The sequence below is a fragment of the Pseudomonas sp. Sample_14 genome (assembly GCF_004307515.1).
In the GTDB taxonomy this organism is placed as follows: domain Bacteria; phylum Pseudomonadota; class Gammaproteobacteria; order Pseudomonadales; family Pseudomonadaceae; genus Aquipseudomonas; species Aquipseudomonas atacamensis.
Genome location: NZ_RCOC01000010.1, coordinates 1 through 5,723, shown reverse-complemented (window position 1 = coordinate 5,723; position 5,723 = coordinate 1). Strand labels below are relative to the sequence as shown.

At 59.0% G+C, this 5,723-nt stretch carries 4 protein-coding genes and 1 pseudogene; all 5 read right to left on the bottom strand.

The window, feature by feature from the left end; genetic code table 11:
• Positions 1 to 359: pseudogene (locus D8U61_RS01860) on the bottom strand (dipeptide ABC transporter permease DppC); the annotation flags it as partial.
• Between the two features lie 11 nt (positions 360 to 370).
• Positions 371 to 1,381 carry an ABC transporter permease subunit gene (locus D8U61_RS01855; protein ID WP_016771720.1) on the bottom strand — a complete coding sequence of 337 codons (1,011 nt, stop codon included), beginning with the start codon at positions 1,379 to 1,381 and terminating at the stop codon, positions 371 to 373.
• Positions 1,382 to 1,454: 73 nt separating this feature from the next.
• Positions 1,455 to 3,050, bottom strand: a complete 1,596-nt coding sequence (locus D8U61_RS01850; protein ID WP_130926325.1) for an ABC transporter substrate-binding protein — start codon at positions 3,048 to 3,050, stop codon at positions 1,455 to 1,457.
• Positions 3,051 to 3,127: 77 nt separating this feature from the next.
• A complete protein-coding gene (locus tag D8U61_RS01845; RefSeq protein ID WP_122699944.1) occupies positions 3,128 to 4,549 on the bottom strand; it encodes an OprD family porin in 1,422 nt (473 codons plus the stop codon).
• Between the two features lie 176 nt (positions 4,550 to 4,725).
• Positions 4,726 to 5,723, bottom strand: a 998-nt coding sequence (locus tag D8U61_RS01840; RefSeq protein WP_130926324.1) for an ABC transporter substrate-binding protein, incomplete at its 5' end; no start/stop codon positions are given.

Below are 5,723 nucleotides of genomic sequence, written 5' to 3'. Positions count from 1 at the left end.
ATCAGCGACATCACCACCGACGACAAGCCGATCAGCAGCGACAGGCGCGAACCCTGGATCAGACGCGACAGCAGGTCACGGCCGAGTTCATCGGTGCCGAGCAGGAATTGCATCTGCCCGCCTTCGAGCCACGCCGGTGGCGTCAGCAGGAAGTCACGGTATTGCTCGCTCGGATTATGCGGCGCGACCCACGGCGCGAAGATCGCGCAGAAGATGATCAGCAGCATGAACAGCAGGCCGGCAACGGCGCCCTTGTTCTTTGAGAACGCTTGCCAGAATTCTTTGTAAGGCGACGGGTACAGCAGGCTTTGATCCACGGCGGACGAGGCGGTGGCTACTGAGGATGTTGGAGTGCTCATGGGTATTGACCTCAGCGCTGATGACGGATGCGTGGGTTGGCAAAGCCGTAGAGGATGTCCACCACGAAGTTGACCAGAATCACCAGGCAGGCGATTAACAGGATGCCGTTTTGCACCACCGGATAGTCCCGGGCGCCGATGGCTTCGATCAGCCATTTACCGATGCCGGGCCAGGAGAAGATGGTTTCGGTCAGGACCGCACCGGCCAGCAGCGTGCCGACCTGCAGGCCGACTACGGTCAGCACCGGAATCAGTGCGTTGCGCAGACCATGCACGAACACCACGCGCGACGGCGACAGGCCTTTGGCCTTGGCGGTGCGGATGTAGTCTTCGCGCAGCACTTCGAGCATCGACGAACGGGTCATCCGCGCAATCACCGCCAGCGGAATGGTACCGAGCACGATCGCCGGCAGGATCAGGTGATGCAGGGCGTCGAAGAACGCGCCGACGTCATCGGCCAGCAGCGTGTCGATCAGCATGAAGCCGGTCTTCGGCTCGATGTCATACAACAGGTCGATGCGCCCGGAAACCGGAGTCCAGCCCAGGCTCACCGAGAAGAACATGATCAGGATCAGGCCCCACCAGAAGATCGGCATCGAATAGCCCGCGAGGGAGATGCCCATCACCCCGTGGTCGAACAGCGATCCTCGTTTGAGTGCCGCGATCACCCCGGCCAGAAGCCCGAGGATGCCAGCGAACAGCAGGGCGGCCATGGACAGTTCCAGGGTCGCCGGGAAAAGAGAGGTGAACTCGGTCCACACGCTTTCACGGGTACGCAACGACTCACCGAGATCGCCCTGGGCCAGTTTGCCGATGTAGTCCAGGTACTGGGCATACAGCGGCTTGTTCAGCCCCAGGCGTTCCATTGCCTGAGCGTGCATTTCGGGGTCGACCCGACGTTCGCCCATCATCACTTCCACGGGGTCGCCCGGAATCATGCGAATCAACGCGAAAGTCAGCAAGGTGATGCCGAAAAACGTGGGGATCAACAACCCCAGTCGGCGGGCAATAAAACTAAACATCTTGTGTGGTACCTCATCAGCCGGTTAGGCGTGCCCGGTGTTCCATAGGTCAGGAGCACCGGGCGTTTCTTATCTACTTCACCTGGGTGGTGGCGAAGTTATTAGTGGTGAGAGGGCTGATGTGGTAGCCCTCTACATTGTTGCGCATTGCAGTGAACATCCGAGTATGGGCCATGCTGATCCATGGCTGGTCCTGATTAAACAGCACTTGGGCCTGTTCGTAGAGCGCGGCGCGTTCGGCCGGATCTACTTTAGCCCGCGCTTCATCCAGCAGTGCCTGGAATTTCTCGTTGCACCAGCGTGCGTAGTTTTCGCCGTTCTTGGCGGCCTCGCAACTGAGCATAGGCGTCAGGAAGTTATCCGGGTCGCCGTTGTCGCCCGCCCATCCGGCCGAGACCATGTCGTGCTCGCCGGCCTTGGCGCGCTTGAGCATTTCGCCCCATTCCATCACGCGAATGTCGATCTTGATCCCGACTTTCGCCAGGTCAGCCTGCATCATCTGCGCACCGAGCATCGGGTTGGGGTTGGTCGGACCGCCGCCGTTACGGGTGAACAGGGTGAACGTGGTGCCTTCCGGAACCCCGGCTTCCTTGAGCAGGGCACGTGCCTTGTCGAGGTCCCGTGGCGGGTTCTTCAGGTCATGGTTGTAGCCGAGCAGGGTCGGCGGGTACGGGTTGACCGCCACCGACGCGTTACCCTTGCCGAACAGCGCGTTGACGTAGGCTTCCTTGTCGAACGCAATGTCGATGGCTTTGCGTACGCGCACGTCGCTCATGTATTTGTGCTGGGTGTTCATGGCGATGTACGAAACGGTCATCGCGTCCAGCTCGTCGACTTTCAGCTTGCTGTCTTTCTTGATGCTCGGAATGTCATCCGGTTTCGGATACAGCGCAACCTGGCACTCGTTGGCCTTGAGCTTTTGCAGGCGCACGTTGTTGTCGGTGGCGATCGCCAGGATCAACGCGTCGGCCGGCGGCTTGCCACGGAAGTAGTCCGGGTTGGCCTTGAAGCGCACCTGCGCATCCTTGGCGTAGCGCTGGAAAATGAACGGGCCGGTGCCGATCGGCTTGTTGTTCAGATCGCCGGTCTTGTTGGCCTTGAGCAACTGGTCGGCGTATTCGGCCGGGTAGATCGACGAGAACGCCATGGCGATGTCGGCCAGGAACGGCGCTTCGCGGCGGGTCAGGGTGAACTTGACCGTGTTGTCGTCGACTTTTTCTACGCTTTTGAGCAGTTCCTTGAAGCCCATGCTTTCAAAGTACGGGAAGCCCACGCTCGACAGATTGTGCCACGGGTGATTCGGGTCCAGCTGACGCTGGAAGCTCCAGACCACGTCGTCGGCGTTCATGTCGCGGGTCGGCTTGAAATATTCGGTGGTGTGAAACTTGACGCCTTTGCGCAGGTGGAACGTGTAGGTCAGGCCGTCTTCGCTGATGTCCCAGGACTCGGCGAGCGCCGGGATCACTTCTGTGGTGCCGGGTTTGAAATCGGCCAGGCGATTGAAGATGGTTTCGGCCACAGCGTCCGCCGTGACTGCAGTTGTGTACTGGACCATATCGAAGCCTTCCGGGCTGGCTTCGGTGCAGACCACCAAGGGTTTGGCCGAGGCGCCAACGGCGACACTCAGCAACGCAGCCGCGATGGCCGCACGTAGGGGAAGCATTTTCATCGATAACCCTCTGCAATCGGTTGAAGACAGAAAACCGAACGGCCGACTCATCATGAGTCAGCCGTTGGTTGGCGTTTTTACAGAATGTTGAACGGGATGGTGGTTACGAGACGGAACTCGTTGATGTTGCCGTCAGCCTGATGCTCGCTGGCGCGGTGAGTGGTGTACGTCGCGCGAATTGCAGTGGCTTTGAGCGGGCCGCTTTGCACAGCGTAGGAAGCCCCGACACCGTATTCATAGTGAGACTCGCCGTCCATCAGGCTCAGGTCACCACGCTTGGCGCCCGGATCGGTGTAGGCGGTGCCGCGGTAGTGAGTACCGTCGATGCCCCAACCGCGTGCCTGGTAGATATTGAACTTCAGGCCAGGTACGCCGTACTCGGCCATGTTGATGCCGTAGGCGATCTGGAACGACTTCTCGTTCGGGCCGTTGAAGTCCGACAGCAGGGAGTTGGCCAGGTAGATGCCGTTGGTTTCGTGCAGGTAGTCGAAGTACTCGTTACCGTTAACTTCCTGGTACGAGAACGTCAGGCTATGGGCCTGGTGAGTCAGACCCAGCGACAGCGAGTAGGTATCGTTATCGATGTTGCCCATCAGCTTTTTGCCTTCGTCGACGGTCTTGTAGTAGTTCAGACCGGTGGTCAGGCTCAGCACCTGGCTGTCACCCAGTTCGTGGGTGCCACCGAAGTAGTACTGGTTCCAGAAGTCTTCGACATTGGCCACATAGAGGCTGGTTTTCAGGCTTTTCAGCGGCTGGTAGTTCACGCCTGCGGTGTAGACCTTGTCGGTTTCCACGCCCGTTTGCGAATATTCGGTGCGGAATTTCGACAGGCTCTGCTCGGTACGCGGTGATACGCGGTCGAAACCGCCCAGGTCGAACGACAGGTTGTTGAATTCCTCGCTGTGCAGGCTGATACCTTCAAAGCTCGAAGGCAGCGGACGGTTGCCGATGACATCAACGATCGGCGTGCTGAAGTTCTGGCGGCCGGCAGTCAGGGTAGTGTTCGACACGCGGAACTTGACGTTGGCCAGACCCAGTTTGCTCCACTGGTCAACGGCGTCGCCGTCGGAATCCGCCAGAGTACGGTTGGAGCCGCCGGCGATGTCCTTGCGATCACGATCCAGCACAATGGCGTTGTAAGCGGCGACTTCGGTGCTCACGCCCACGGTGCCTTGGGTGAAGCCCGAGGTGTAGTTGACGATGGTGCCTTGCACCCAGTTGATGCGACGCGCAGTCGGCGTCTTGACCAATGGCGAAGTATTCTTGTCGCTGTTTTTCACGTAGCTGAAACGGTCATCACGACGCTTCAGTTCGTTGGCATACCAGTTACGGGTTGTACCGCCCAGGCTTTGTCCATCGATAAAGCCTTTGGCCTCGCTTTGGGCGCTGCTGCCGGCCAATGTGGTAGGGACGAACTCCTGACTTGCAGGTTCGGCGTACGCGGTAGCAGTGATGCTGCTGATGGCCAGGGCCAGTATCGCGGTGCTGCTCAGTTTCATGGGTGAAGCTCCTTTACTTTCTTTTTATCCCGGCTTTTTTTGGTATGCCGGTTATTGGTTTAGAACTCGTTCACACATCGCAAACGTTTGCAAAAAGCCGGATGGGCGAATTTCGGCAAAGCGCTTGCGTGAGGGGAGTAGACGGCTCCCCTCAGCATTGCGGCTAATCGGTTGGTTTAATCGATACTGACACCCGAGAACACGTTGCGGCCGAACGGGCTGACTTTGAACCCTTCGACCCGGGTGCTTAACGGCTGGTTGACCGTCGAGTGGGCGACAGGCGTGATCGGCACTTGCTGTTTAAGCAATTGCTGGGCCTGTTTATAAAGCACGGTGCGCTGGTCGCGGTCGGTGACGACCTTGGCCTGTTTGATCAGCTTGTCGTAAGCCGGGTCGCACCACATGGAGTAGTTGTTGCCGCCGATGGCGTCGCAGCTGTACAGCGTGCCCAGCCAGTTGTCCGGGTCCCCGTTGTCACCGGTCCAGCCGATCAGGCTGACGTCGTGCTCGCCGTTCTTGGTGCGCTTGATGTACTCGCCCCATTCGTAGCTGACGATCTTCACTTTCAGACCGATCTTGGCCCAGTCGGACTGGAGCATTTCGGCCATCAGCTTGGCGTTCGGGTTGTATGGACGCTGCACCGGCATCGCCCACAGGGTGATCTCGGTGCCTTCTTTCACACCGGCGGCCTTGAGCAGTTCCTTGGCTTTTTCCGGGTTGTAGGCAGCGTCCTTGATGGTGTCGTCGTAGGACCACTGCGTCGGTGGCATGGCGTTGACGGCCAGTTGGCCGGCGCCCTGATAAACAGCGTTGAGAATGCCCTGTTTATTCACCGCCATGTCCAGCGCCTGACGCACTTCCAGTTGATCGAATGGCTTGTGGCGCACGTTGTAGGCGATGTAGCCGAGGTTGAAGCCCGGCTTGGAAATCAGTTGCAGTTTCGGGTCGGCCTTCAGCGCTTCAACATCGGCAGGGCGCGGGTGCAGGGTGATCTGGCACTCGTTGGCCTTGAGCTTCTGCACGCGTACCGAAGCGTCGGTGTTGATCGCAAAAATCAGGTTCTTCAGCTTGACCCGGCTCGGATCCCAATACTGCGGGTTGCCGGTATAGCGGATGTTCGAGTCTTTCTGGTAGCTCTTGAACACGAACGGCCCGGTGCCGATCGGCTTCTGGT

Coding starts and splice junctions, on each gene's coding strand:
- D8U61_RS01845 (WP_122699944.1), bottom strand. CDS start 4,549: ATGAAACTGAGCAGCACCGCGATACTGGCCCTGGCCATCAGCAGCATC.
- D8U61_RS01850 (WP_130926325.1), bottom strand. CDS start 3,050: ATGAAAATGCTTCCCCTACGTGCGGCCATCGCGGCTGCGTTGCTGAGT.
- D8U61_RS01855 (WP_016771720.1), bottom strand. CDS start 1,381: ATGTTTAGTTTTATTGCCCGCCGACTGGGGTTGTTGATCCCCACGTTT.